Source organism: Pseudomonas sp. CAN1 (assembly GCF_030462585.1).
Classification (GTDB): domain Bacteria; phylum Pseudomonadota; class Gammaproteobacteria; order Pseudomonadales; family Pseudomonadaceae; genus Pseudomonas.
Window position 1 is genome coordinate 1 of record NZ_JASMRU010000002.1, and the last position, 26,391, is coordinate 26,391.

The 26,391-nt window shown below is 66.2% G+C and carries 23 protein-coding genes and 1 pseudogene; 18 read left to right on the forward strand and 6 right to left on the reverse strand.

Going from position 1 to position 26,391, the window contains the following annotated elements; translation table 11 throughout:
- From QO207_RS02960 to hutG, 8 genes and pseudogenes are all read left to right on the forward strand, one after another.
- Window positions 1-529 (forward strand): annotated as a pseudogene (locus tag QO207_RS02960) (urocanate hydratase); the annotation flags it as partial.
- A gap of 115 nt (window positions 530-644) precedes the next feature.
- Window positions 645-2,057 (forward strand): cytosine permease, encoded by a 1,413-nt coding sequence (locus QO207_RS02965; protein WP_301479414.1) that lies wholly within the window; start codon window positions 645-647, stop codon window positions 2,055-2,057.
- Window positions 2,058-2,136: 79 nt separating this feature from the next.
- A complete protein-coding gene (locus tag QO207_RS02970; protein WP_301479416.1) occupies window positions 2,137-3,108 on the forward strand; it encodes an ABC transporter substrate-binding protein in 972 nt (323 codons plus the stop codon).
- A 62-nt stretch (window positions 3,109-3,170) separates the two neighbouring features.
- Window positions 3,171-4,025: a proline/glycine betaine ABC transporter permease gene (locus QO207_RS02975; protein WP_045215843.1), complete on the forward strand. Its 855-nt coding sequence runs from the start codon at window positions 3,171-3,173 to the stop codon at window positions 4,023-4,025.
- Entirely contained in the window at window positions 4,022-4,837 is an 816-nt protein-coding gene (locus QO207_RS02980; protein WP_301479418.1) for a glycine betaine/L-proline ABC transporter ATP-binding protein, read from the forward strand. Before QO207_RS02975 ends, QO207_RS02980 begins: the two co-directional genes overlap by 4 nt.
- A gap of 49 nt (window positions 4,838-4,886) precedes the next feature.
- A complete protein-coding gene (gene hutH / locus QO207_RS02985; RefSeq protein WP_301479420.1) occupies window positions 4,887-6,419 on the forward strand; it encodes a histidine ammonia-lyase in 1,533 nt (510 codons plus the stop codon).
- On the forward strand, window positions 6,416-7,612 hold the full coding sequence (gene hutI / locus QO207_RS02990) for an imidazolonepropionase (protein ID WP_301479422.1): 1,197 nt from the start codon (window positions 6,416-6,418) through the stop codon (window positions 7,610-7,612). Before hutH ends, hutI begins: the two co-directional genes overlap by 4 nt.
- Window positions 7,613-7,744: 132 nt before the next feature.
- Entirely contained in the window at window positions 7,745-8,548 is an 804-nt protein-coding gene (gene hutG / locus QO207_RS02995) for an N-formylglutamate deformylase (RefSeq protein ID WP_301479424.1), read from the forward strand.
- A 101-nt stretch (window positions 8,549-8,649) separates the two neighbouring features.
- Here hutG and QO207_RS03000 read toward each other — a convergent pair whose 3' ends face one another.
- Complete coding sequence (locus QO207_RS03000) at window positions 8,650-9,534, reverse strand: tetratricopeptide repeat protein (RefSeq protein ID WP_301479426.1); 885 nt, start codon at window positions 9,532-9,534, stop codon at window positions 8,650-8,652.
- 120 nt (window positions 9,535-9,654) lie between these two features.
- Window positions 9,655-10,566: a LysR family transcriptional regulator gene (locus tag QO207_RS03005; protein ID WP_301479428.1), complete on the reverse strand. Its 912-nt coding sequence runs from the start codon at window positions 10,564-10,566 to the stop codon at window positions 9,655-9,657.
- 131 nt (window positions 10,567-10,697) lie between these two features.
- Here QO207_RS03005 and QO207_RS03010 point away from each other — a divergent pair, with 131 nt between their 5' ends.
- Genes QO207_RS03010 through QO207_RS03020 form a run of 3 tightly spaced genes read left to right on the forward strand, consistent with a single transcriptional unit; the run spans window position 10,698 to window position 13,268 of the window.
- Window positions 10,698-11,954, forward strand: a complete 1,257-nt coding sequence (locus QO207_RS03010) for a D-amino acid dehydrogenase (RefSeq protein WP_301479430.1) — start codon at window positions 10,698-10,700, stop codon at window positions 11,952-11,954.
- 24 nt (window positions 11,955-11,978) lie between these two features.
- Window positions 11,979-12,329, forward strand: coding sequence for a RidA family protein (locus tag QO207_RS03015; RefSeq protein ID WP_301479432.1), 351 nt, complete (start codon window positions 11,979-11,981; stop codon window positions 12,327-12,329).
- 39 nt (window positions 12,330-12,368) lie between these two features.
- A complete protein-coding gene (locus QO207_RS03020) occupies window positions 12,369-13,268 on the forward strand; it encodes a transporter substrate-binding domain-containing protein (protein WP_301479434.1) in 900 nt (299 codons plus the stop codon).
- Between the two features lie 5 nt (window positions 13,269-13,273).
- On the opposite strand, the gene QO207_RS03025 is transcribed toward QO207_RS03020, so the two are convergent.
- On the reverse strand, window positions 13,274-13,747 hold the full coding sequence (locus QO207_RS03025; protein ID WP_301479436.1) for an NUDIX domain-containing protein: 474 nt from the start codon (window positions 13,745-13,747) through the stop codon (window positions 13,274-13,276).
- Window positions 13,744-14,172, reverse strand: a complete 429-nt coding sequence (locus tag QO207_RS03030) for a hypothetical protein (protein ID WP_301479438.1) — start codon at window positions 14,170-14,172, stop codon at window positions 13,744-13,746. The genes QO207_RS03025 and QO207_RS03030 overlap by 4 nt, the downstream gene beginning before the upstream one ends.
- Before the next feature lie 179 nt (window positions 14,173-14,351).
- On the opposite strand from QO207_RS03030, the gene pip reads away from it, so the two are divergent.
- The 7 genes from pip to QO207_RS03065 all read left to right on the forward strand — a co-directional run bounded on the left by pip (window position 14,352) and on the right by QO207_RS03065 (window position 22,879).
- Window positions 14,352-15,323, forward strand: coding sequence for a prolyl aminopeptidase (gene pip / locus QO207_RS03035; RefSeq protein ID WP_301479440.1), 972 nt, complete (start codon window positions 14,352-14,354; stop codon window positions 15,321-15,323).
- Entirely contained in the window at window positions 15,320-15,757 is a 438-nt protein-coding gene (gene dtd / locus QO207_RS03040; RefSeq protein ID WP_301479441.1) for a D-aminoacyl-tRNA deacylase, read from the forward strand. Before pip ends, dtd begins: the two co-directional genes overlap by 4 nt.
- 239 nt (window positions 15,758-15,996) lie before the next feature.
- Window positions 15,997-17,529 carry a glucan biosynthesis protein G gene (locus QO207_RS03045; protein WP_301531525.1) on the forward strand — a complete coding sequence of 511 codons (1,533 nt, stop codon included), beginning with the start codon at window positions 15,997-15,999 and terminating at the stop codon, window positions 17,527-17,529.
- On the forward strand, window positions 17,522-20,095 hold the full coding sequence (gene mdoH / locus QO207_RS03050) for a glucans biosynthesis glucosyltransferase MdoH (protein WP_301479443.1): 2,574 nt from the start codon (window positions 17,522-17,524) through the stop codon (window positions 20,093-20,095). Before QO207_RS03045 ends, mdoH begins: the two co-directional genes overlap by 8 nt.
- Window positions 20,096-20,318: 223 nt before the next feature.
- Entirely contained in the window at window positions 20,319-21,116 is a 798-nt protein-coding gene (locus tag QO207_RS03055; RefSeq protein WP_301479445.1) for a transporter substrate-binding domain-containing protein, read from the forward strand.
- 73 nt (window positions 21,117-21,189) lie between these two features.
- Complete coding sequence (locus QO207_RS03060) at window positions 21,190-22,152, forward strand: amino acid ABC transporter permease (protein ID WP_301479447.1); 963 nt, start codon at window positions 21,190-21,192, stop codon at window positions 22,150-22,152.
- Window positions 22,145-22,879, forward strand: coding sequence for an amino acid ABC transporter ATP-binding protein (locus QO207_RS03065; RefSeq protein ID WP_301479449.1), 735 nt, complete (start codon window positions 22,145-22,147; stop codon window positions 22,877-22,879). The genes QO207_RS03060 and QO207_RS03065 overlap by 8 nt, the downstream gene beginning before the upstream one ends.
- Window positions 22,880-23,300: 421 nt before the next feature.
- Here the strand turns inward: QO207_RS03065 and QO207_RS03070 are convergent, their stop codons facing one another.
- On the reverse strand, window positions 23,301-25,358 hold the full coding sequence (locus tag QO207_RS03070; protein WP_301479451.1) for a DEAD/DEAH box helicase: 2,058 nt from the start codon (window positions 25,356-25,358) through the stop codon (window positions 23,301-23,303).
- A gap of 154 nt (window positions 25,359-25,512) precedes the next feature.
- Window positions 25,513-26,361 (reverse strand): methylenetetrahydrofolate reductase [NAD(P)H], encoded by an 849-nt coding sequence (gene metF, locus QO207_RS03075; RefSeq protein WP_301479452.1) that lies wholly within the window; start codon window positions 26,359-26,361, stop codon window positions 25,513-25,515.
- Between the last annotated feature and the right edge of the window lie 30 nt (window positions 26,362-26,391).

Genomic DNA, 26,391 nt, shown 5'->3' on the forward strand with positions numbered 1-26,391 from the left:
TGATCCCGGATGACGCCCACCTGCACCGCTGGCTGGACATGGCCCGCGAGCGCATCAGCTTCCAGGGCCTGCCGGCGCGCATCTGCTGGGTCGGCCTGGGCCAGCGCGCCAAGCTCGGCCTGGCGTTCAACGAAATGGTCCGCAGCGGCGAGCTGAAGGCACGATCGTGATCGGCCGCGACCACCTCGACTCCGGCTCGGTGTCCAGCCCGAACCGCGAGACCGAAGCCATGCAGGACGGCTCCGACGCCGTGTCCGACTGGCCGCTGCTCAACGCCCTGCTGAACACCGCCAGCGGCGCCACCTGGGTTTCGCTGCACCATGGCGGCGGCGTGGGCATGGGCTTCTCCCAGCACTCGGGCATGGTGATCGTCTGCGACGGCACCGACGAAGCAGCGGCACGTATTGCTCGCGTCCTGACCAACGACCCAGGCACTGGCGTGATGCGCCATGCCGACGCCGGTTACCAGATCGCTATCGACTGCGCGAAGGAGCAGGGCCTGAACCTGCCGATGATTACCGGCAAGTGATTCGCTGATAGCAAGCCAGGACCAGGGAGAGGGCCGCCGCACGGCGTGGTGCGGCGGCCTGGTCCGTAAAGCAGTACATCGACAGACAAGAAATCCCTTCGGGAGAACAATAACGATGTCCCAGGCCAGTGATAGCTCCAAACCCCTGATCGAAGTCCGTTCGATCGACTACATCCCCGAGGCCGAGCGCCACGGCAAGCTCTACAGCCAGTTCACCCTGTGGCTGGGTGCCAACCTGCAGATCACCGCCATCGTCACCGGCGCCCTGGCCGTGGTGCTGGGCGGCGATGTGTTCTGGTCGCTGATCGGCCTGCTCATCGGCCAACTGTTGGGCGGAGGCGTGATGGCGCTGCACGCAGCCCAGGGGCCGAAGCTCGGCCTGCCGCAGATGATCTCCAGCCGCGTGCAGTTCGGCGTCTACGGCGCGGCGATTCCGATCGTGCTGGTGTGCCTGATGTACCTCGGCTTCACCGCCACCGGCACGGTGTTGTCCGGCCAGGCGCTGGGGCAGCTGTTCGGCGTCAGCGACAGCGTCGGTATCCTGCTGTTCGCCAGCGTCATCGTGCTGGTGACCGTGCTCGGCTACCGGGTGATCCACGTCATCGGCCGCATCGCCAGCGTCATCGGGATAATTGCTTTCATCTACCTGTTCAGCCGGCTGATGAGCCAGAGCGACGTCGGCGCGCTGCTGCAGATTCGCCACTTCAGCTGGGGCAGCTTCCTGCTCGCGGTGTCCCTGGCCGCGTCCTGGCAGATCGCCTTCGGCCCCTACGTCGCCGACTACTCGCGCTACCTGCCGAGCAAGACTTCTGCGGTGAAGACCTTCCTCGCCGTGGGCGCAGGCTCGGTGATCGGCGCGCAGGTCGCGATGATCTTTGGCGTGTTCGCCGCCGCCGGTGCCAACGGCCAGTTCGCCGGCCACGAAGTGGCCTACATCGTCGGCCTGAGCGGCAGTGGCGCGGTCGCCGCGCTGCTGTACTTCACCATCGCCTTCGGCAAGATCACCATCTCGACGCTGAACTCCTACGGCAGCTTCATGTGCATCGCCACGGTGATCAGCGGCTTCCGCGGCCACCTGGAAGTGAGCCGCCTGCAACGCCTGGTGTTCGTGCTGGTGATCGTCGGCGCTGCGACGCTGATCGCGCTGCTCGGCCAGCATTCGTTCCTCGGCGCGTTCAAGCCCTTCATCCTCTTCCTGCTGGCCTTCTTCACCCCGTGGAGCGCGGTCAATCTGGTCGACTACTACTGCATCACCCGCGAACACTACGACGTGCCGGCGCTGGCCGATCCGGATGGCCGCTACGGCCGCTGGAACATTCCCGGCATCAGCGTCTATGTGATCGGCGTCCTGGTGCAATTGCCGTTCATTTCCACCAAGTTCTACACCGGCCCGCTGGTGGATGCCCTGGGTGGCGTGGATATCTCCTGGATCATCGGCCTGGTGGTCCCTGCGGTTCTCTATTACCTGGTCGCCCGCCGCGTCACGCGGGCAGTACCGGACCGGCTGATCCTGCCGGCCCGCACCTGAACAGACCGGCCCGGCCGCGCGGCCACAAGCCTGCGCGGTCCTTGCACTGCCCAACCTCATTCACGTTTAGGAGCATCAGATGAACAACACCAAGAAGACGCTGCTGGGCCTGTTCCTGTCCGCCGGTCTGCTGGGCGGCACCATGGCATCGGCCCAGGCCGCCGGCTGGTGCGAGAGTGGCAAGCCGGTGAAGTTCGCCGGGCTGAACTGGGAGAGCGGCATGCTGCTCACCGACCTCATGCAGATCATCCTGAAGAACGGCTACGGCTGCGAAACCGACAGCCTGCCGGGCAACTCCATCACCATGGAGCAGGCGCTGGCGAACAACGACATCCAGATCTTCAGCGAGGAATGGATCGGCCGCAGCGACGCCTGGAACAAGGCCGCCGCCGCCAACAAGGTGGTCGGCGTGGGCGCGCCCATCGTCGGCGCCACCGAAGGCTGGTACGTGCCGCGCTTCGTGATCGAGGGCGACAAGGCGCGCAACATCGAAGCCAAGGCGCCGAACCTCAAGGCCGTCACTGACCTTGGCCAGTACGCCGAAGTCTTCCGCGACCAGGAAGAGCCGGGCAAGGGTCGCTTCTACAACTGCCCGGCCGGCTGGACCTGCGAGCTGGAAAACTCCGAGATGCTGAAGAAGTACGGCCTCGAGGACAAGTACACCAACTTCCGCCCCGGCACCGGCCCGGCCCTGGATGCCGCCGTGCTGTCGAGCTACAAGCGCAAGGAGCCTATCCTCTTCTACTACTGGTCGCCGACGCCGCTGATGGGCCAGGCCGACCTGGTGAAGCTGGACGAGCCGGGCGTGAACAAGGACGTGAAGATCCAGGTCGGCCTGTCGAAGGTCTTCCACGACCAGGCGCCGGAACTGGTGGCGGTGCTGGAGAAGGTCAACCTGCCCATCGACCTGCTGAACCAGAACCTGGCGAAGATGGCCAAGGAGAAACTCTCCTCCGAGCAACTGGCCAAGGCCTTCCTCAAGGAGCACCCGGAAGTGTGGACCACCTGGGTCAGCGAGGACGCTGCGAAGAAGGTCCAGGCCGCGCTCTGACGCCGCCGAATCCGGGGAGGCCCAGCTTCCCCGGTGATGCCCACTCCTGACGAGTACGTGCCATGTTTCCCGAACGCTTCACTTTCTCCATCGCCGACTGGGTCAACGGTTGGGTCGATGCCCTGGTTACCAACTACGGCGACGTGTTCCGCCACATCTCCGACACCCTTCTGTGGGCCATCGTCAACCTGGAGAGCGTGCTGCGGGCCACTCCCTGGTGGCTGATGCTGGCCATCGTCGCCGGCATCGCCTGGCACGCCACCCGGCGCATCCTGCCGACCGTAGTCATCGTCGGGCTGCTGTTCCTGGTGGGGGCCGTGGGCCTGTGGGACAAGCTGATGCAGACCCTCGCGCTGATGATGGTAGCGACCATCATCTCGGTGCTGATCGGCATCCCGCTGGGCATAGTCGCGGCGCGCAGCGACCGCTTCCGCGCCGTGCTGCTGCCGATGCTGGACATCATGCAGACCATGCCCAGCTTCGTGTACCTGATCCCGGTGCTGATGCTGTTCGGCCTGGGCAAGGTGCCGGCGATCTTCGCCACCGTGATCTACGCCGCTCCCCCACTGATCCGCCTCACCGACCTGGGGATCCGCCAGGTCGACCGCGAGGTGATGGAAGCCATCACCGCCTTCGGCGCCAACCGCCGCCAGCAACTGTTCGGCGTGCAGCTGCCGCTGGCGCTGCCGAGCATCATGGCCGGCATCAACCAGACCACCATGATGGCCCTGTCGATGGTGGTCATCGCCTCGATGATCGGCGCCCGCGGCCTGGGCGAAGACGTGCTGGTGGGCATCCAGACGCTCAACGTCGGCAAGGGCCTGGAGGCGGGTCTCGCCATCGTCATCCTCGCCGTGGTCATCGACCGCATCACCCAGGCTTACGGCCGCTCGCGCCACCATGAGGCCAGCAAATGAGCAAGATCCAGGTCAAGAACGTCTACAAGATCTTCGGCGCCAAGGCCGACTCGGCGCTGGCGATGATCCGCCAGGGCAAGAGCAAGGCCGAGGTACTCGCCGCCACCGATTGCGTGGTCGGCGTCAACGACCTCTCGCTGTCCATCGAGGCCGGGGAAATCTTCGTCATCATGGGCCTGTCCGGTTCCGGCAAGTCGACCCTGGTGCGCCACTTCAACCGCCTGATCGATCCCACCAGCGGGCAGATCCTGGTGGACGGCGAGGACGTGCTCGCCTACGACGCCGCCGCGCTGGAGAACTTCCGCCGGCGCAAGATCAGCATGGTGTTCCAGAGCTTCGGCCTGCTGCCGCACAAGAGCGTGCTCGACAACGTTGCCTACGGCCTGAAGATCCGCGGCGAGAGCAAGGCGCTGTGCCAGGAGCGCGCGCTGCACTGGATCGCCACCGTGGGCCTGAAGGGCTACGAGAAGTCCTACCCGCACCAGCTTTCCGGCGGCATGCGCCAGCGCGTCGGGCTGGCCCGCGCCCTGGCCGCGGACACCGACATCATCCTCATGGACGAAGCCTTCAGTGCCCTCGACCCGCTGATCCGCGCGGACATGCAGGACCAGCTGTTGGAGCTGCAGAAGACCCTGCACAAGACCATCGTCTTCATCACCCACGACCTCGATGAAGCGGTGCGCATCGGCAACCGCATCGCCATCCTCAAGGACGGCCAGCTGATCCAGGTGGGCGCGCCCGCCGACATCCTCCACAAGCCCGCCGACGAGTACGTCGACCGCTTCGTCCAGCGCCGCGTCGCCGCGCTGTAACACCATTCGCCGGCGGGGAAGGGGGCTTCCCCGCCTACAGGAGTTCCGCATGTCGTCCTCTTCCACCCTCACCTTCGGCAACGGCCCGCTGCGCTGGCAGGACCTGGTCGCGGTGGCGCGCCAGGGCGCGCGCCTGCAACTGTCGACGGCCGCCTGGGCTCGCATCGACAACGCCCACGGCATCGTCGAGCGCATCGTCAGCCGGGGTGAGCGGGCCTATGGCATCAGCACCGGCCTGGGTGCGCTGTGCAACGTGGTGCTGCAGGGCGAGCAACTGGCGCAGCTGTCGCGCAACACCCTGCTCAGCCATGCCTGCGGCGTGGGCGAGCCGCTGAAGGACGAACAGACCCGCGCGATCATCGCCGCCGCCATCGCCAACTACAGCCACGGCAAGTCCGGCCTGCACCGCCGCGTGGTGGAAGCGCTGCTGGCGCTGCTCAACCACGGCATCACCCCGCGCGTGCCGGCGCAGGGTTCGGTGGGCTATTTGACCCATATGGCCCACGTCGGCGTGGCGCTGCTGGGCATCGGTGAGGTGAGCTATCGCGGAGAAGTCGTTCCCGCTGCCCGCGCCCTGGCCGCCGAAGGCCTGGAACCGGTGCAACTGGGCGCCAAGGACGGGCTCTGCCTGGTCAACGGCACGCCGTGCATGACCGGCCTGAGCTGCCTCGCCCTCGACGAGGCGGCCCGCCTCGCGCAGTGGGCCGACGTGATCGGCGCCATGAGCTTCGAGGCCCTGCGCGGGCAGATCGACGCCTTCGACGCCGAGATCATCGCGCTCAAGCCGCACCCGGGCATGCAGAAGGTCGGCGCCAACCTGCGCGCTCTGCTCGAAGGCAGCGAAGTCATCGCGAGCAGCAAGGGCATCCGCACCCAGGACGCCCTGAGCATCCGCTCCATGCCGCAGATCCACGGCGCCTGCCGCGACCAGCTGGAGCATGCAGCGAAACAGATCGAGACCGAACTCAATTCCGCTACCGACAACCCGCTGGTGCTGGGCACGCCGGACGATTACCGGGTGGTGTCCCAGGCCAACCCCCACGGCGAATCCGTGGCCATGGCCGCCGACCTGCTGGCAATCGCCGTGGCCGAACTGGGCGGGGTTTCCGAGCGCCGCCTGGACCGCCTGATCAACCCGCTGGTCAGCGGCCTGCCGGCCTTCCTGGTGAGCAAGCCGGGGGTCAACTCGGGGATGATGATCGTGCAGTACGTCGCCGCCTCCCTGGCCGGCGAGAACCGCCAGCTGGCGCAGCCGGCGGTGGTGGACAACTACGTCACCTCCGGCCTGCAGGAAGACCACCTGAGCCTGGGCACCAGCGCCGCGCTCAAGCTCGGCCGCGCCCTCGACAACAGCCGGCGCATCCTCGCCATCGAATACCTGCTGGCCGCCCAGGCCTTCGAATTCCTCAAGCCGCAGCGCTTCGGCAGCGGCACCGACTGCGCCTGGAGCCTGCTGCGCGAACAGGTGCCGGCCTACGACAGCGACCGCTGGCTGGCGCCGGACATCGAGCGCGCCGCCGAGCTGCTGGCCAACCCGGCGGCGCTGCACAGCGTCGGCGCAAGCATCGGGAGACTGCAATGAAACACCTCTGGCAGCACTGCCACGCAGCGACCATGAAGGACGGCCGCTACTCGATCATCGAGGACGCGGCGATCATCACCGAGGGCGAGCGCATCAGCTGGATCGGCCCGCGCGCCGAACTGCCCGAACGCCCGATCCAGAGCACCGACCTGGGCGGCGCCTGGGTTACACCCGGCTTCATCGACTGCCATACCCACCTGGTGTTCGGCGGTGACCGCAGCGGTGAGTTCGAACAGCGCCTGAACGGCGTCAGCTATGCCGAGATCGCCGCAGCCGGCGGCGGCATCGCCAGCACCGTGCGCGCCACTCGCGAGGCCAGTGAGGACGAACTGCTGGCCAGCGCCATCAAGCGTGCCCGCCCGCTGCTGGCCGATGGCGTGACCGTGCTGGAGGTGAAGTCCGGTTACGGCCTGGACCTCGATAGCGAACGACGCATGCTGCGCGTGGCCCGCCGCCTGGAGCAGGAACTGCCGGTGACGGTGCGCACCACCTGCCTGTCCGCCCACGCCCTGCCGCCGGAATATGCCGGCCGCGCCGACGAATATATCGAGCAGGTCTGCAATCACATCCTCCCGGCGCTTGCCGACGAAGGACTGGTGGACGCGGTGGACGCCTTCTGCGAGCACCTGGCGTTCTCCCCTGCGCAGGTCGAGCGGGTGTTCCAGGCAGCCCAGCGCCTTGGCTTGCCGGTGAAGCTGCATGCCGAACAGCTGTCCTCGCTGCATGGTTCCAGCCTCGCTGCGCGGTATGGCGCGCTGTCCGCCGACCACCTGGAGTTCATGGACGAGAGCGACGCCATCGCCATGGCCGAAGCCGGCACCGTCGCTGTGCTGCTGCCGGGCGCCTTCTTCGTCCTGCGCGAAACCCAGCTGCCGCCGATGGATGCCCTGCGCAAGCACGGTGTGAACATCGCCATCGCCAGCGACCTCAACCCCGGCACCTCGCCGGCGCTGTCCCTGCGCCTGATGCTGAACATGGCCTGCACCGCCTTCCGCCTGACCCCGGAAGAAGCCCTGGCCGGCGTCACCCTCAATGCCGCGCGCGCGCTGGGCATGGCCGACAGCCACGGCAGCCTGGAAGCGGGCAAGGTTGCCGACTTCATCGCCTGGGACATCCAGCGCCCCGCCGAACTCGCCTACTGGCTCGGCGGCGACCTGCCCAAGCGCGTCATTCGTCACGGCGAAGAGCTGTGAATCTGCTCTTCGTAGGAGCGAGCTTGCTCGCGAACCGGGCTCCGCAGCGGGGCTGTTCGCGAGCAATAACGATGGCGTCCCCCTCGCTCCTACACGCAATGCATACATCTCGCCCGTACTGGAGATAGCCCCATGGACAACGTTCTCGAATTCAAACGCGGCCGCGTGCCGCTGCTGGTCAGCATGCCGCACCCCGGCATCCGCCTGACCCCGGCCGTGGAAAACGGCCTGGTGGACGAGGCCCGCGAGCTGGCCGACACCGACTGGCACATCCCCCAGCTCTACGCCTTCGCCGAAGAGCTGGGCGCCAGCACCCTGGCCGCCGGTTACTCGCGCTACGTCATCGACCTCAATCGCCCGGCCGACGACAAGCCGCTGTACAGCACCGCCACCACCGGCCTCTACCCGGACACCCTGTTCGACGGCCGCCCGCTGTTCAAGGACGGCCAGACGCCGTCGGCCGAAGAGCGCGCGCGTTACCTCGCCGAAGTCTGGACGCCCTACCACCGCACCCTGGCCGACGAGTTGGCGCGCCTGAAGGCCGAGTTCGGCTACGTGCTGCTGTGGGATGCCCACTCCATCGCCTCGGTGATCCCGCACCTGTTCGACGGCAAGCTGCCGGACTTCAACATCGGCACCAACAGTGGCGCGAGCTGCGACGCCGAGCTGGCCGAGCGCCTGGTTGCGGTGTGCGCCGATGCGCCGGCCTACCGGCACATCCTCAACGGCCGCTTCAAGGGCGGGCATATCACCCGCCAGTACGGCCAGCCGCAGGACAACGTGCACGCGGTGCAGCTGGAGCTTGCGCAGTGCAACTACATGGATGAGCACGCGCCCTTCGGCTACCGCGAAGACCTTGCCGCGCCGACCGCCCAGGTACTCCGGCGCATGCTGGAAACCTTCATCGCCTGGGGCCGCGAGCGCTACGGCCGCTGAGTTTTACGCAGCTTCCTGCCGCGCCGGGACTGTCGGCGCGGCGCCGCCGGACCACGCATCTCGGCGGCGCTTCCCCGGTGCGGCAGGGGGCTGTCTTTTCTTCAGGGCTGGACGCCTTCCAGCGTGCATTCGATGTGCTCGACACCGCGCTGATCGTTCGCCCATCCGGCGAGCACCGCGCGCAGTTGGGCTTCGTCGCTGGTAGCGACAGCTAGCAACTGCTCCTGCTGCCAGCTTTCTTCCTCCTCCAGCTCGTGATCATGCTGCTCGTGCGGATGGCCTTCCGAGCACTGGCGGCACAGCACACGCACGTTCTTCGACCAGGACTCGTTGGCGATATCCAGCTCATCCAGGCGTTGCTGCAGCGCGTCGAGGTCTTCCGGCGAGCCGAGCCGGAGGTCGACTTCATAGGTGCTGTGCGGGGAGGCGGTGAACAGTTCCAGGACGTTGAACACCGGATACTCGCGGCCCTGGTTTTCCCGGTAGCCGACCGCGGCGCCATCGTGCAGAACGATGTCGCCATGGCGGAAGCCCGAATCCGGGTAGGGGATGTTCAGCAGGCTGGCGCGCACCGGGTCGATGCGCTGCGCCCAGACCACTTCGGCGCTCTCGTCGGCATTCAGGCGCACCGGGGTCATGCCGAAATCGGCCTCGATGGGCTGGTCGCCCAGCTCGATGGCGATCCCCAGACGGTTCCACACGGCCCGCGCACAGCTCCAGTCGCGTAGCGCAGTGGCGGCGATGGCGAGGTTCCAGTTAGCCGCTTCATCGTCTGGCGTCAGGTCGACGGCCCGCTGGTTGTAGCGCTGTGAGGCCGCCCAGTCGCCGCGGTATTTGTAGATCAGGCCGATGTTGTAATGGGTTTCCGACTTCTCCGGTGCCAGCTCGATGGCCTGGAGATACAGCGCCAGGGCTGCATCGCTATCGCCCTGGTCGTCCAGGGTCATGGCTTGTTGGTGCAGTGCGTCGGCTTTATCGCGAGACATGGCTTTCCTTGTCGGTTCGACTCAATGTCGTCCTGGTGCACCCGAAGGGCACAGATGAGGCCGCCACTTTAAACCAGGCATGCCGTTCTGCCCGGTCTGCTCGCCCGCGCGAGCAAGGGACTATTCGAAGCGGTGCTGCGCCAGTTGCCTCTCGGCGTGCCGCACCAGCATTTCCAGCAGCAGCGCCTGGGTGTGCGGCGGGGTTTCGTCGGCGCGGGTCAGGGCGTAGAGCGTGACCTTCACGGTGGGTGACAGGGTGCGCTGCACCGTCAGGCGTTCGTCGGCGCCCAATGCGGTGAAGGGGTCGACCAGCGCCAGTCCTGTGCCGGCTTCCACCAGCGTCCGTGCCAGTGCATAGGTCTGCACTGCGATGCGCACGCGCGGTGGCGGTTCGACGTTGGCCAGATGGCTTTCCAGGCGCGCCGACAGCGGGTCGGAGGTGGACAGCCCGATCATTGGCTCGCCGGCCAGCTCGTCCAGCGTCAGCGGCTGGCCGAGGCGCTCAGTCGGCCAGTGCTCGCGTGGCGCCAGGGCCACCAGCGGGCCGCTGGCGATGGGCTGCGAGAGCAGGCCGGGGTGGTCGCTCTGCTGCAGGGTCAGGGCGAGGTCGAGTTCACGCATCAGCAGGTTCTGCACCAGCTCGCGGGAGTGCTGGGTGGCCAGTTCGCAGCTGCTCTGCGGGTAGCGGTCGGTCCATTCGCGGATCACCGGCGGCAGCAGCGACAGCGCCATGGCCGGCGTGGCGCCCACGCGCAGGCGGTTCTCCGGCTGGCCGCGCAGGCTCTGCGCCAGGCGCCGCACGCCCTGCAGGCTTTCGCTGACCTTGGCCACTTCGCGCTCCAGTTCCAGTGCCTCGGGTGTCGCCTGCAACTTTCCGCGAACACGGAGAAAGAGCGGGAAGCCCAGTTGCTGCTCGGCATGCTGCAGCACCTTGGTGACTGCTGGCTGCGAGACGTGCAGCAGTTGCGCGGCGCCGCTGACCGAGCCGGTCTCGCGGATGGCCTGGAACACTTCGATATGGCGCAGGCGCATGGGCGTCTCCCTTGTGTGGATAACCGATGCGTATAACGCAAGGTTATGGGTTGCCCATGTTTATTCATTGTTCGCCGCCTGTCACCCGGGCCTAAGGTCGGGGCCAGGAATGGATGGGCAGTGAGAAGGCAATGGCGCAGCGGGTTTGCATCATCGGCGCGGGCGTGGTCGGGCTGGCCACGGCCCAGGCGCTGGTCCTCGAAGGCTTCGAGGTCACCGTGCTGGAAGCGCGGGATCAGGCCGGGCTGGAAACCAGCTTCGCCAACGGCGGCCAGCTGTCGTACCGCTACGTGGCGCCGCTGGCCGATGCCGGCGTGCCGCAGCAGGCGCTGGGCTGGCTGCTGCGCGGCGACTCGCCGCTGCGCCTGCGCCCGCGTCTGGACCCGGCGCAATGGCGCTGGCTGCTGGAGTTCACCGCTGCCTGCCGGCGCTCGGTGAACCAGGCCAACGCGAAACACCTGCTGCGCCTCGCGCTGTTCAGCCAGGCCACGCTGGCACAGTGGCGCGAGGATGGGCTGGACGGCTTCGACTGGCGGCGCAACGGAAAGCTGGTGGCCTTCCGCGACGAAGGCAGCTTGCGCAGCGCGCGGCAGAACCTGTCCGATCCTTCCACGCAATTCGTGCTCTCGGCGCAGCGATGCCGCGAGCTGGACCCGGCGCTGGAGCGCGCGCCCTTCGTCGGTGGCATTCATACGCCGGACGAGGAGGTCGCCGACTGCTTCCTGTTCTGCCAGCGGCTGACCGAGCGGCTACAGGCGTCCGGGCGCTGCCGGATTCTCTATGGCCATCCCGCGTCGCGGCTGATCCTGCGCAACGGCGCCGTGGCTGGAGTCGAGGCGGGCGGGGCGGCTGGTGTGGAAAGCTTCGAGGCGGATCACGTGGTGCTCGCTGCCGGCTACCGTAGCGCCGCATTGCTGCCGCGCGGGCCGCGTCTGCCGCTCTATCCGCTCAAGGGCTACAGCCTCACCGCGCCAATCCGCGCGGGCGACCACGCGCCGGAGGTGAGCCTCACCGACTACGACCGCAAGGTGGTCTACGCACGTATTGGCGAGCGCCTGCGCATTGCCGCCATGGTCGACATCGTCGGCTTCGACCCGCGCCTGGAGCCCAAGCGGCTGGCGCTGATCCGCCAGCAGGCGGCGGACACCCTGCCCGACGCCTGCGACTACGGCGCCGCCATCGAATGGGCCGGCATGCGCCCGGCCACGCCCGCCGGCGTGCCGCTGGTGGGCGCCTGCGGGCCGCGCGGGCTTTGGCTGAATCTTGGTCACGGCGCTCTCGGTTTTACCCTGGCGTGCGGCAGCGCAGAGCTGATCGCCGCGCAGATCAGCGGGCGCAAACCCGGTATCGACACCAGCGGCCTGACGCCCGAACGGCTGGCCGGCTGATTCCATCGGATAGGGAGACTCACCATGCAACTCACACGCATCGCCACCAACGACCGCCTTTCCGGCGCTATGGTCTTCGGCTCGCTAGTGTTCCTCTCCGGGCAGGTGCCCGGTCAGGCCGGCGATATCCAGGGCCAGACCCGCGAGGTGCTGGCGAAGATCGACGCACTGCTGGCCGAAGCCGGCACGGAGAAGGCGAATATCCTCAGCGCGACCATCTACCTGAAGGACATCGCCGCGGACTTCGAAGCCATGAACGGCGTCTGGTCCGCCTGGCTGCCCGAAGGTTGCGCGCCGACCCGCACCACGGTGCAGGCGCTGCTGGCGCGGCCGTCGGTGCTGGTGGAAATCACCGTGATTGCCGCGCGCCCCTGAACCTCAACCCGACTCACAACAACAAGAGGGATCGAACCCATGAAACGACTCGCACTGGGAATGCTGGCGGCGTCCAGCCTGGTCTGCGCGCTGGCGCAGGCGAACGAAGCGCTGGATGGCACGCTGAAGAAAGTCGCTGATCGCGGCACGATAACCCTGGGTTATCGCGACGCCTCGGTGCCGTTCTCCTACCTGGGCGACAACAGCGGCCAGCCCATGGGCTACTCGGTGGACCTGGCCGGCAAGGTGGTCGAGCGCATCCGCCAGAAGCTCGACAAGCCGGACCTCAAGGTGAAGTACAACCTGGTGACCTCGCAGACGCGCATCCCGCTGGTGCAGAACGGCACCGTCGACCTGGAGTGCGGCTCCACCGGCGTCACCGCCGAGCGCCAGAAGCAGGTCGCCTTCTCCTACGGCTTCATCTACGTGAAGGGCCAGCTGCTGACCGCCAAGGACAGCGGCATCCAGGGCTTCGATGACCTCAAGGGCAAGAACGTGGTGACCACCGCCGGTACTACCAACGAGCGCTACCTCAAGGCCTACAACGCCGAGCACAAGCTGGGCATGAACGTGGTCAGCGCCAAGGACCACGGCGAAGCCTTCCTCATGCTGCAGTCCGGCCGCGCGGTGGCCTTCTACATGGACGACGCGCTGCTCTACGGCGAGAAGGCCAAGGCCCGCGACCCGCACCACTGGGTGGTGGTCGGCGAGCCGCAGTCGCGGGAAATCTACGCCTGCATGGTGCGCCGCGACGATCCGCAGTTCCTCGCCCTGGTCAACCAGACCCTGGCCGACCTCTACGCCTCGGGCGAGATCAAGGGCATCTACCAGCGCTGGTTCGAACAGCCGATCCCGCCGAAGAACCTCAACCTGGAATTCCCCATGACCGCCGAGCTGCAGGCGATCATCGCCAAGCCCACCAGCGAGCCGGTGCAGTAACGCCGCTAGCGTTGCAGGCCGAGGTGGCGGATCAGCGGCTGCGCCTCGGCCAGCCGCTCCCAGACGTCGTCGAGCAATTCGGCGGGGTAGTGGGGCAGGCGTGGCAGCTCCTGGCGCGGTACCCAGGCGACCTCGCGGATATCGAACTCATCGCCACCCAGACCGCGCAGGTTGTCCAGGCTGACCCGGCCGTCCCAGGCATCCACGCGGTAGAACAGCTCCATGTGGAAGCGCCCCGCCACCGGTTCGGCGAACTCGCGCACATAGACCAGCGGGCCGACTTCCACCGCCAGCCCGGTTTCCTCCCGGCACTCGCGGCGCACCGTGTCGCGGGTGGATTCGTCCTTGTCCGACTCGAAGCCGCCGCCCGGCGGAATCCAGTAAACGTCCCCGGCCACCTCGTGGCGCACCAGCAGGATTTCGTCGTTGCGCAGCAGCAGGCCGGCGGCGCGGATGCGGTGTTGCAGGGGGGATGTCATTGCCAGTCGAGCCTCGCCAGTTTCCATTCGGAGCCGTCGCGCCACCATTCCAGCTTCACCGAATAATGCCCGGCGCTGTCGGGGATGAAGCTCTCGGCGCCGGTGAGGGCCACCTGCGCGTCGGTATGGCCGCGGTTGGCGTAGGTCGGATCGATGCGGCTCTCGCTGCTGAGCAGGATCACCTTGACCTGCTGGTGGCGCAGGAACAGCAACGTCATGGTGCGCTTGGCCCAGTCGCGGTCGAACTCGCCGTTGGCGCGGAAATCGCCGGCCAGCTGATCGATCACGGCCCCGCTATTCTTGGCTTCGAGGTTGTCCTGCAGTTGCTTGACGGCGGCGTCCAGTTGCGCGCGCGGGTCGTCGCGGCCGCAGCCGGTCAGGGCGAGCAACAGCAGGAACAGAGAAAGAAACAACTTCCGTGGCATGGCTCACTAACTCCCTTATGGGTTTTTCGCTGGCCCGAGTATCATGCCCGACACCGTGGGGGCCGAAGACTTTCGACGGAAGTCGCGCTGCGGCAACGCGACTTTCTATAAGTAGGCAGCAGGCCCTAGGATGGTTACTGGTCCGGGAGCGACCGTACGCACTGATCCAGGAGCGAGCCATGCAAACTTTGTATCCGGAAATCAAGCCTTACGCCCGCCACGAACTGGCCGTCGATGAGCCCCACGTCCTCTATGTGGACGAGAGCGGCACGCCCGACGGATTGCCGGTTCTGTTCATCCATGGTGGCCCGGGCTCCGGTTGCGATGCCATGTCGCGACGCTTCTTCGATCCCAATATCTACCGCATCGTCACCTTCGACCAGCGCGGCTGTGGCCGTTCCACGCCCTACGCCAGCCTGGAGAACAACACCACCTGGCACCTGGTGCAGGATATCGAGCGCATCCGCGAGCACCTGGGCATCGACAAGTGGGTGCTGTTCGGCGGCTCCTGGGGCTCGACCCTGTCGCTGGCCTACGCCCAGACCCATCCCGAGCGGATGCTGGCGCTGATCGTGCGCGGCATCTTCCTCTGCCGCCCGCAGGAAATCCGCTGGTTCTACCAGGAGGGCGCGAGCCGCCTGTTCCCCGACTACTGGGAAGACTACCTGGCGCCGATTCCCGCCGACGAGCAGGACGACCTGCTGCACGCCTTCCATCGCCGCCTGACCGGCCCGGACCAGATCGCCCAGATGCACGCGGCGCGCGCCTGGTCTACCTGGGAAGGACGCACCGCCACGCTGCGGCCGAACCCGGCGGTGGTGGATCGCTTCGCCGATCCGCACCGTTCGCTGTCCATCGCCCGCATCGAGAACCACTACTTCGTCAACGACGGCTTCCTCGAACCGGACCAGCTGCTGCGCGACATGCACAAGATCGCCCACCTGCCTGGCGTGATCGTCCACGGCCGCTACGACGTGGTCTGCCCGCTGGACAACGCCTGGGCGCTGCACAAGGCCTGGCCCAACAGCGAGCTGCAGATCGTCCGCGATGCCGGCCACGTGGCCGGTGAGCCGGGCATCACCGATGCGCTGGTGCGCGCCACCAACGAGATCGGCCGGCGCCTGCTGAACCTGCCGCCGGAGGCTGAATGAAGGGTCTGATCCAGCGGGTGCGCGGCGCCCGCGTCGAGGTCGAGGGCGAAATCGTCGGCGCCATCGACCAGGGGCTGCTGGCCCTGGTGGGGATCGAACCCCAGGATGATGAAGAGTCGGTAAACCGTTTGTTGCACAAGCTGCTTAACTATCGAGTGTTTGCCGACGATGAAGGTAAAATGAACCTTTCATTGAGCGATGTCGGCGGCGGCCTGCTGCTGGTCTCGCAGTTCACCCTGGCCGCGGATACCCGCAAGGGATTGCGGCCGAGCTTTTCCAGCGCGGCGCCCCCTGAAAAGGGCGCCGCGTTGTTCGATCTGCTCGTGGCACAGGCACGAGAGCGTCATTCCATGGTCGCCACCGGACGTTTCGGCGCCAACATGCAGGTCCACCTGGTCAATGACGGCCCGGTGACCTTTCTTCTGGAGGCTTGAACGCGCGGCAGCTTGTCATAACGCCGTGGGATGATGGTTAGGGCTATGTACTTAGAACAATGCGCCTCCGGGAGTCAGAAGTACCCGTGGAAAAAATCGGGGAATCATTCAGGCTCACCGGGGTCGGAATTCAATCGCCAGCAGATTGGCATCGCCTTTGCTGGCTTTAATCGTTTTGTGTTCACGGACGAGGGGGACTCGTGATTTTCCGTTCCGTTCAACAACCGCTTTCGCGCCAAATCCTTCGCGGACTGGTCGGCTCCGCCCTGTTGGCGTTGAGCACTACCCATGCCTGGGCCTTCAATCTCGACGACGTTGGCGAACAGGCCAAGGCGCTGGCTGCTGAGAAGTACAGCGCACCGACGAGCAACCTGCCATCGGAATTCAGCGAAATGAAATTCGCCGATTACCAGCAGATTCGCTTCCGTAACGAGAAAGCCTACTGGGCTGACGAGAAGACCCCCTTCAAGATCAGTTTCTATCACCAGGGCATGCACTTCGATACCCCGGTGAAGATCAACGAAGTCACCGCTACCGACGTCAAGGAGATCAAGTACGATCCCTCGCGTTTCGACTTCGGTTCGCTGAAATTCGACGCCAATGCCACCAAGGATCTGGGCTACGCCGGCTTCCGCCTGCTGTACCCGATCAACTCGCCGGACAAGCAGGACGAGATCGCCACCTTCCTTGGTGCGAGCTACTTCCGCATCATCGGCAAGGACCAGTGGTGGGGCCTCTCCGCCCGTGGCCTGGCGCTGGACACCGCGCTGCCGTCGGGTGAGGAGTTCCCGCGCTTCCGCGAGTTCTGGATCGAGAAGCCCAAGCCCAAGGACAAGCACCTGGTGATCTTCGCGCTGCTGGATTCGCCCCGTGCGACCGGCGCCTACCGCTTCACCATCCGTCCGGGCAATGACACCGTGGTGGATGTGAAGGCCCGTGTGTTCCTGCGCGACAACAAGGTTTCCAAGCTGGGCCTGGCGCCGCTGACCAGCATGTTCCTGTTCGGCTCGAACCAGCCGTCGCCGGAGCACAATTTCCGTCCGGAACTGCATGACTCCACCGGCCTGCAGATCCATGCTGGCAACGACGAGTGGATCTGGCGTCCGCTGAACAACCCGAAACACCTGTCGGTGAGCGCCTACAGCGTCGAGAACCCGAAAGGTTTCGGCCTGCTGCAGCGCGGCCGCGAGTTCTCCCGCTACGAAGACCTGGATGACCGCTACGACCTGCGCCCGTCCGCCTGGGTCGAGCCGCAGGGTGACTGGGGCAAGGGCACCATCGAACTGGTGGAAATCCCGACCCCGGACGAGACCAACGACAATATCGTGGCCTTCTGGAACCCCGAGAAGCGCCCGGAAGTCGGCGAGCCGCTGGACTTCGCCTACCGCATGCGCTGGACCAAGGACGAGCAGGCCCTGCACGATCCGAAGAACGCCTGGGTCATGCAGACCTTGCGCTCGGTCGGCGACGTGAAGCAGAAGAACCTGATCCGTCAGCCTGACGGCAGCGTCGCCCTGGTCGTCGACTTCGTCGGCCCGACCCTCAAGGCGCTGGCCGGCGACACCCCGGTGAGCACCCAGGTGAGCACCGACGACAACGCTGAGGTGAAGGAAAACTCCCTGCGCTACAACGCGGTGACCCAAGGCTGGCGCCTGACCCTGCGAGTCAAGGTCAAGGATCCGAAGAAGCCGACGGAAATGCGCGCTGCGCTGGTGAACGGTGGCCAGACCATTTCCGAAACCTGGAGCTACCAGCTGCCTGCCGATGAATAATTCCACCGCTACCACCGCGCCGGTGGCCGACTACCTCGCGCACCTGCCCCTTTCGGCGCAGGAGCGTGAGCAGCTGGCCCAGGCCGGTTCCTTCAGCGAGCTGCACGAGCAGCTCGCTGGCGATGCCCAGGGCGATGACGCAGCGCTGGCCTCGGTCGGTGCGCGTCTGCGCCACGGCTATGGCCAGGACCTGGACGATGCGCAGATGCTTGGCATGGACGATAACGGCCGCGCCTACCTCAAGGCCGCGCCGCCGATCCAGCGCACCAAGGTGATTCCCGAGCCCTGGCGCACCAACCCGATCATGCGCGGCTGGCGCCGCCTGACCGGGCGCAGCAACCCGGCCAAGCCTTCCCGCGACCTGCCCAAGGCCCGCTGGCAGCGGGTCGGCTCGCTGCGCCGGTTCATCCTGGTCCTGCTCATGCTCGGCCAGACCAGCGTCGCCACCTACTACATGAAAGGCATCCTGCCCTACCAGGGCTGGGCCTTCGTCGACCTCGAAGAGATCAACCGCCAGACCTTCCTGCAGACCCTGGAACAGGTGCTGCCCTATGCCATCCAGTTCGGCGTGCTGGCGCTCTTCGCCATTCTCTTCTGCTGGGTCTCGGCAGGCTTCTGGACCGCCCTGATGGGCTTCTGGGAACTGCTCACCGGCCGCGACCGCTACCGTATCTCCGGCAGCAGCGCGGGCAGCGAGCCGATTGCCGCCGACGCCCGCACCGCCATCGTCATGCCGATCTGCAACGAAGACGTCCCGCGCGTCTTCGCCGGCCTGCGGGCGACCTACGAATCGGTGGCGGCCAGCGGCGAGCTGGATCGCTTCGATTTCTTCGTGCTCAGCGACACCAACCAGCCCGACATCGCCATGGCCGAAGAAAAGGCCTGGATCGAGCTGTGCAAGGAAGCCCTGGGTTTTGGTCGCATCTTCTACCGTCGCCGCCGGCGCCGGGTGAAGCGCAAGAGCGGCAACATCGACGACTTCTGCCGTCGCTGGGGTGGCCAGTACAAGTACATGGTCGTCATGGACGCCGACAGCGTGATGAGTGGCGACTGCCTGACCAAGCTGGTGCGCCTGATGGAGGCCAACCCCGAGGCTGGCATCATCCAGACCGCGCCCAAGGCGTCGGGCATGGACACCCTCTATGCACGCATGCAGCAGTTCGCCACCCGCGTCTACGGCCCGCTGTTCACCGCCGGCCTGCACTTCTGGCAGCTGGGCGAATCGCACTACTGGGGCCACAACGCGATCATTCGGGTGAAGCCCTTCATCGAGCACTGCGCCCTGGCGCCGCTGCCGGGCAAGGGTTCCTTCGCCGGTGCGATCCTCTCCCACGACTTCGTCGAAGCCGCGCTGATGCGCCGCGCCGGCTGGGGCGTGTGGATCGCCTACGACCTGGAAGGCAGCTACGAGGAATTGCCGCCCAACCTGCTGGACGAGCTCAAGCGCGACCGCCGCTGGTGCCACGGCAACCTGATGAACTTCCGCCTGTTCCTGGTCAAGGGCATGCACCCGGTGCACCGCGCGGTGTTCCTCACCGGCGTGATGTCCTACCTGTCGGCGCCGCTGTGGTTCTTCTTCCTGGTGCTGTCCACCGCGCTGCTGGCAGTGCACCAGTTGATGGAGCCGCAGTACTTCCTGGAGCCGCGCCAGCTGTTCCCGATCTGGCCGCAGTGGCACCCGGAGAAGGCCATCGCCCTGTTCTCCACCACCCTGACTCTGCTGTTCCTGCCCAAGCTGCTCAGCGTCATGCTGATCTGGGCAAAGGGCGCGAAGGGCTACGGCGGTGTGATCAAGGTGACCATGAGCATGCTGCTGGAGATGTTCTTCTCCGTGCTGCTCGCCCCGGTACGCATGCTCTTCCACACCCGCTTCGTGCTGGCCGCGTTCCTCGGCTGGGAAGCCCAGTGGAAGTCGCCGCAGCGTGACGACGACGACACCCCGTGGAGCGAGGCGATTCGCCGCCACGGCCTGCAGACCCTGCTGGGCCTGTGCTGGGCGCTGCTGGTGGCGTGGCTGAACCCGCGCTTCCTGTGGTGGCTGTCGCCCATCGTCGGCGCCCTGATGCTGTCGATCCCGGTCTCGGTGATCAGCAGCCGGGTCAAGCTGGGCCTGGCCTCGCGCGACGAGAAACTGTTCCTCATCCCCGAGGAATACGACACCCCGCGCGAGCTGCGTGCCACCGACGAGTACACCTATCAGAACCGCTGGCAGGCGCTGAAGGACGGCTTCGTCCGTTCCGCCGTCGACCCGGTGCTGAACGCCCTGGCCTGCGCCATGGGCACCGCCCGCCACGGCCAGTCCGCCGCCATCGAAGCGACCCGCAGCGCGCTGGTCGAGAAGGCGCTGGAAGCCGGCCCCGAGCAGCTTGACGGCAACCGCCGCCTGGCGCTGCTGAGCGACCCGGTGGCGCTGTCGCGCCTGCACCTGGCGCTCTGGCAGGGCGACAAGGAACAGTGGATCGGCCCGTGGCGGCAATCGCTGCAGGCCGACGCCCATGCCCCGGCAGTGCCCCTGGCACCGGTCGCGGAGCAGGGCGCCATGGCGCTGCCCGCCGCGCAATCCTGACCCAGCGCCTCCCTCGTCCCGTCCGGGGCGAGGGAGGCGTGGCGGTTTAGCCTGTTTTCCCCGCGCACCGCTGCTGGTACCCTTCGCCAGCTATCCAGAAAAGATTGAGATATCCGCCGCATGGGGTACGCTTCGCACCCTTCTGTGCCCGGCATGCCTGGGCGCGCGCGATTCGATCGCTGGAAAAAACAAGAAGTTCTTTCACTTGCTTGGGAGTATGGGGATGAAAAAGTACCTGGCATCGCTGGTGATGGGCGTCTGCGCCCTGGTCAGCGTGAGCGCGGCTCAGGCCGGCGCCATCGATGAAGCGGCCAAGCGCGGCACCCTGCGCGTGGGCATGGACCCGACCTACATGCCGTTCGAGATGACCAACAAGCGCGGTCAGATCGTCGGCTTCGAAGTGGACCTGCTCAAGGCCATGGCCAAGGCCATGAACGTCAAGCTGGAGCTGGTCTCCACCGGTTACGACGGCATCATCCCGGCCCTGCTCACCGACAAGTTCGACATGATCGGCTCGGGCATGACCCTGACCCAGGAACGCAACCTGCGCCTGAACTTCTCCGATCCCTTCATCGTGGTCGGCCAGACCCTGCTGATCCGCAAGGAGCTGCAAGGCGAGATCAAGTCCTACAAGGACCTGAACGATGCGAAATACCGCATCACCTCGAAGATCGGCACCACCGGCGAATTCGTTGCCAAGAAGCAGCTGTCCAAGGCCCAGTACCACGGCTTCGACAACGAGCCCGAAGCGGTCATGGACGTGGTCAACGGCAAGGCCGACGCCTTCATCTACGACTCGCCCTACAACGTCGTTGGCGTGAGCAAGTTCGGCGCCGGCAAGCTGGTGCACCTGGACCAGCCATTCACCTACGAGCCGCTGGCCTTCGGCCTGAAGAAGGGCGACTACGACTCGATCAACTTCATCAACAACTTCCTCAAGCAGATCCGTGAAGACGGCACCTACGATCGTCTGCATGACAAGTGGTTCAAGAACACCGACTGGCTCAAGGACATGGAATAATCCACGTCTGACGCAAGTCGACCCGACGCGCAGGCCACAAGCCTGCGCGTTCGCATTTTCACGGTAGAGATTCGTGGCTAGAACGAAACGCGCAACCTGGCCCTGGCACGGGCTGACCGGACTGATCCTGCTGATGATCGGCCTGGCCCTCTGGTACTCCACTTCGCTGATCTCCTACGAGTGGCGCTGGAATCGCGTCCCGCAGTACTTCGCCTACCAGGCCGAAGAACCGCTGCGTGCGGACAACGTCTCGCGGGTGGAGAAGATCGAGGACCAGGGCGGCAATGCCCGCGTCACCCTGGAGGACGAGGACGGCAAGCAGCAGGTGCTGACCGTGGCCGCCGACAGCCTGCAGTTCTCCGAGAACGACGACGTCGCCGAGGGCGATGTGGTCGGCTCGACTCGCCACTGGGCCGCCGGCCCGCTGGCCTGGGGCCTGTGGACCACGGTGTGGATTTCCTTCGTTTCCGGTGCGTTCGGCCTGTTCATCGGTCTGTTCACCGGTCTCTGCCGCCTGTCGAAGAATCCGACCCTGCACGACCTCTCGACCCTCTACGTCGAGCTGGTACGCGGCACGCCGCTGCTGGTGCAGATCTTCATCTTCTACTTCTTCATCGGCACCGTGCTGAACCTCTCCCGCGAGTTCGCCGGGGTGGCGGCACTGGCGCTGTTCACCGGCGCCTATGTGGCCGAGATCGTTCGTGCCGGCGTGCAGTCCATTGCCCGTGGCCAGGACGAAGCCGCACGCTCCCTGGGCCTGAACGCTGCGCAGTCGATGCGCCACGTGATCCTGCCGCAGGCCTTCAAACGCGTGCTGCCGCCGCTGGCCGGGCAGTTCATCAGCCTGGTCAAGGACACTTCCCTGGTCTCGGTGATCGCCATCACCGAGCTGACCAAGAGCGGCCGCGAGGCGATCACCACCTCGTTCTCCACGTTCGAGATCTGGTTCTGCGTCGCCGCGCTCTATCTCGTGATCAACCTGCCGCTGTCGCATCTGGCGGGGCGTCTGGAGCGGAGGCTCGGCCAAAGTGATTGAAGTGCGTAATCTGACCAAGGTCTACGACACCCGCGGGCTGGTCGTGCGCGCGGTGGACGACGTCAGCACCGGCGTCGCCCGCGGCGAAGTGGTGGTGGTGATCGGGCCATCCGGCTCGGGCAAGTCCACCTTCCTGCGCTGCCTCAACGGCCTGGAAGAGTTCGACTCCGGCTCGGTGAGCATCGACGGCGTCGACCTCGCCAACCCGAAGACCGACATCAACGCCTACCGCCGCGAAGTCGGCATGGTGTTCCAGCACTTCAACCTGTTCCCGCACATGACCGTGCTGGAGAATCTGTGCCTGGCGCAGAAAGTCGTGCGCAAGCGCGGCAAGGCCGAGCGCGAGGCCAAGGCCAAGGCGCTGCTGGAGAAGGTCGGCATCGGCCAGAAGGCCAACGAATACCCGTCGCGCCTCTCCGGTGGCCAGCAGCAGCGCGTGGCGATTGCCCGTGCGCTGTGCATGGAGCCGAAGGTGATGCTGTTCGACGAACCGACCTCGGCGCTCGATCCGGAAATGGTCGGCGAGGTGCTGGACGTGATGAAGACCCTGGCGCTGGAAGGCATGACCATGGTCTGCGTGACCCACGAAATGGGTTTCGCCCGCGAAGTGGCGGACCGCGTGCTGTTCTTCGATCACGGCAAGCTGCTGGAAGACGCCGCTCCGGCAGAGTTCTTCGCCCAGCCCAAGGATGCCCGCGCGCAGTCGTTCCTGCGCCAGGTGCTGTGAGGCTGCTGCCGCGCTGAAGAAGCCGCCTTCGGGCGGCTTTTTTCTGCCCGTTCGAGGAGGTATCTGCTCTTGTAGGAGCGAGCTTGCTCGCGAACCGAGTCCGCAGCGGGGCTTGTTCGCGAGCAAGCTCGCTCCTACGAAAAACGACTCCGGCGTTCGCTGGTGATCCCTCAAGTCCCAGGCATAAAGAAACCGCCCCCGGGGCGGTTTCTTCTGCAGCGGCGGATAACGCCGTAAGCGTTATGCGCCCTACGCGGGCAAGTGAGGGGCGGAGATTTTGTAGGAGCGGACTCTGTCCGCGATAGGTCCGCATCGCGCCGGAAACCATCGCGGACGGAGTCCGCTCCTACGATTACGGGCGCGCTGGCAGCAAATCCCAGGCAAAAAGAAACCGCCCCGAGGGGCGGTTTCTTCTGCAGCATCAGTCGCGGTTGCGGGTCAGCAGCGCGGGACGCTCGGTCTTGCGGCGCGGTTCCAGCTCTTCCAGCTGCTCCGGCGTCGGGAAGCGGTCGGTACGCACCAGGTCGCGCTTGTTGATCACCACCGGTTGGCGGGTCGGCTTGGCGGCGCCGTATTCGCTGGGCTCACGCAGCGGGGCGTCGTTCATGCGCGAGGCTGGGGCCTTGCCGCCACGCTTGCGCTGGCCTTGACCCTGGCCCTGCTTGCCCTGACCGTTGCTGCCCTGGCCACGAGCGCCGCTGCCATTGGGCTTCTTCGCGGCCTTGCCCTGACCTTGGCCCTGACCACGGCCTTGAGCGCCCTGGCCTTGGCCGCCGCCCTGGCTGCCCTGGCTGCGAGGACGTTGCTGGCCCTGGTTCTGGCCCTGACCTTGCGCCTGACCCTGACCGCCACGGCGGCGTTGGCCGCGTGGCTGGTCCTTGTCCGGGAACGGGCTGACGTAGTCGGCGCGGTTGCCGAAGTTGTCGAAGTCGTCGTCGAGGAATTCTTCCGGGTCGCGATTGCCATCGACGGCTTTCGGCGCGCGGGTCGGCTTGGGCTGCTGCTGGCGACCCTGGTCCTGCTGGCGCGGCTGACGGGGTTCACGGGGCTCACGCGCTTGAGCGTTGGCGCTCGGCTGAGCGTCGCCGCCCTGGCCGTCGCCCTTCTTCTTGCCGCGACCGCCACGACGGCGGCGCTTGCCAGCCGGCTTGTCACCGTCGGCACCTTCGCCTTCAGCGCTGGGGGCGGCGCTCTGCTGCTCCTGGGCCTGCGGCTGTTGCGGCTTGTCCTTGTTGCGGTCCTTGCGCTCGCCGCGCTTGGCCTTATCCTTGCGCGGTTGGCGCTGGGGAGCTTCCTTCGGCTCGGGCTGCTGGACTTCCGGCAGCACGGTGTCGGGGTCGAAGCCCAGCATGTCGCCATCGGGGATGCGCTGCTTGGTCAGGCGCTCGATGGCCTTGAGCAGCTTGTCCTCGTCCGGCGCCACCAGCGAGATGGCTTCACCGGTACGACCGGCGCGGCCGGTACGGCCGATGCGGTGGACGTAGTCTTCCTCGACGTTGGGCAGCTCGTAGTTGACCACGTGGGGCAACTGGTCGATGTCCAGGCCGCGGGCGGCGATGTCGGTGGCGACCAGGATGCGCACGTCGTTGGCCTTGAAGTCGGCCAGGGCCTTGGTGCGCGCGTTCTGGCTCTTGTTGCCGTGGATCGCGGCGGCCGGCAGGCCATGCTTGGTCAGGTACTCGGCCAGGCGGTTGGCGCCGTGCTTGGTACGGGTGAACACCAGCACCTGTTCCCAGGCACCCATGGTCACCAGGTGCGCCAGCAGGGCGCGCTTCTGCACGGACGGAATGCGGAACACGCGCTGCTCGATACGCTCGACGGTGGTGTTCGGCGGGGTGACCTCGATGCGCTCCGGGTTGTGCAGGAGCTTGTTGGTGAGGTCGATGATGTCTTTCGAGAAGGTCGCCGAGAACAGCAGGTTCTGGCGCTTGGCCGGCAGCTTGGCGAGGACCTTCTTGACGTCATGGATGAAGCCCATGTCGAGCATGCGGTCGGCTTCGTCGAGGACGAGGATTTCCACGCGGGACAGGTCGACGCTGCCCTGACCGATCAGGTCGAGCAGGCGGCCGGGGCAGGCGACCAGGACGTCGACGCCCTTGGACATGGCCTGCACCTGCGGATTCATGCCGACGCCGCCGAAGATGCAGGCGCTTTTCAGGGGCAGGTCGCGGGCGTAGACCTTGAAGCTGTCGTGCACCTGGGCAGCCAACTCGCGGGTCGGGGTCAGTACCAGGACGCGGGCCTGGCGTGGGCCATGGCGGTGTTCGCGGTCCGGGTGGCCTTCGGGGAACAGGCGTTCGAGCACCGGGAGGGCGAAGCCGCCGGTTTTGCCGGTGCCGGTCTGAGCGGCAACCATGAGGTCGCGGCCTTGCAGTACGGCGGGGATGGCGCGTTCCTGGACGGGAGTGGGGCGCGCGTAGCCGGCGGCTTCAACGGCGCCAGCCAGGGCCTCGGAGAGACCGAGGGAAGTAAAGGACATGCGGGGTTCCTGTAGGCCGGCGACCTGCCGGCTCGAGGGCGCGTGATTTCAGGCTCGGGGCGAGCGCTCAGCCGATGGCTGGAAGCACCCCGTCCACGATACGCCGGCGTTGCGCTGGCCGGGATCGCGGACGGTAAGCCCGGAGCAATGATCCTCAGCGGGGGAGCTTGAGGTTGTTCCAGAGCGCCAGGCTGGGTTCAGCCTGGTTCAGGGTGTAGAAATGCAGACCCGGTGCGCCGCCCTCGAGGAGGCGTTCGCACATATCGGTAATGACCTGCTCACCAAAGGCCTGGATGCTGGCGATGTCGTCGCCGTAGGCTTCCAGCTGCTTGCGAATCCAGCGGGGGATTTCCGCGCCACAGGCGTCGGAGAAGCGGGCCAGTTTGGTGTAGTTGGTGATCGGCATGATACCCGGTACGACCGGAATGCTGACACCGAGTTTCTCCGCACGCTCGACAAAATGGAAGTAGCTGTCGGCGTTGAAGAAGTATTGTGTGATGGCAGAGTCGGCGCCGGCTTTGACCTTGCGCACGAAATTCGCCAAATCATCCTCGAAATTGCGCGCTTGCGGGTGAACTTCCGGATAGGCGGCAACTTCGATGTGGAAGTGGTCGCCGGTTTCGGCGCGGATGAATTCCACCAGTTCGTTGGCGTAGCGCAACTCGCCGCTGGCCATGCCCATGCCCGAAGGCAGGTCGCCGCGCAGGGCGACGATGCGGCGGATGCCGGCATCCTTGTAGTGCGCCAGCAGGGCGGAGAGCTCAGGCTTGGTATCGCCGACGCAGGACAGGTGCGGGGCGGTCGGCACCTGTACGTCGCCGTCCAGCTGCAGCACGGTGGTCAGGGTGCGGTCACGGGTGGAACCGCCGGCACCGTAGGTGCAGGAGAAGAAGTCGGGTTTTTTCGCGGCCAGCTGGCGCGCGGTGGCCAGCAGCTTTTCATGGCCGGCTTCGGTCTTGGCGGGGAAGAACTCGAAGCTGAAGCGGCGTTCTTTCTGACTCATGGTCGTTCCTTCGGCGCCGCGTCATCGCGT